1 protein-coding gene is annotated in these 971 nt (G+C 44.8%); it reads left to right on the top strand.

The genetic code is table 11. From position 1 onward, the window contains the following. The coding region (gene tuf / locus FJG96_RS00005; RefSeq protein ID WP_139412225.1) for an elongation factor Tu at nucleotides 1-957 on the top strand (957 nt) is incomplete at its 5' end. Between the last annotated feature and the right edge of the window lie 14 nt (nucleotides 958-971).

Raw genomic sequence — 971 nt, forward strand, 5'->3', positions numbered from 1 at the left:
CACGTTGATTGTCCAGGACACGCAGATTATGTGAAAAACATGATCACAGGGGCAGCGCAGATGGATGGTGCTATTCTTGTTGTTTCTGCAGCTGATGGTCCAATGCCTCAGACACGTGAGCATATTTTGCTTGCTCGTCAGGTTGGTGTTCCAGCGATTGTTGTTTTTCTTAATAAAGTTGATCAGGTTGATGATACCGAACTTTTGGATCTTGTAGAGCTTGAGGTTCGGGAGCTTTTATCCAAATATGATTTCCCAGGAGATGATGTTCCAATTGTAAAGGGTTCTGCGTTGGCTGCCCTTGAGGATAAGGATAAGAGCATTGGTGAAGATGCGGTTCGTCTTTTGATGAGTGAGGTTGATAATTATATTCCAACCCCTGAGCGTCCTGTTGATCAACCATTCTTGATGCCGATAGAAGATGTGTTTTCGATATCGGGACGTGGAACGGTTGTTACGGGTCGTGTTGAGCGTGGTGTTATTAAAGTTGGCGAGGAAATTGAGATTATCGGTATTCGTCCAACATCTAAGACGACGGTGACGGGTGTTGAAATGTTCCGCAAGCTTTTAGATCAAGGTCAAGCTGGTGATAATATTGGTGCGTTGCTTCGTGGTGTTGATCGTGAAGGGATTGAGCGTGGTCAGGTTTTAGCGAAGCCTGGGTCGGTTACTCCTCATACACGTTTTAAAGCCGAGGCTTACATTTTGACGAAAGATGAAGGAGGTCGTCATACGCCTTTTTTCACGAATTATCGTCCACAATTTTACTTCCGTACGACGGATGTTACGGGTATTGTTACGCTTCCCGAAGGAACAGAAATGGTTATGCCCGGTGATAATGTTGCGATGGATGTGTCATTGATTGTGCCGATAGCGATGGAAGAGAAGCTTCGTTTTGCTATTCGTGAAGGTGGTCGTACTGTTGGTGCCGGTATCGTCTCTAAGATCATTGAATAAATAATGCTTGTTGA

The organism is Bartonella mastomydis (genome assembly GCF_900185775.1).
GTDB lineage: Bacteria > Pseudomonadota > Alphaproteobacteria > Rhizobiales > Rhizobiaceae > Bartonella > Bartonella elizabethae.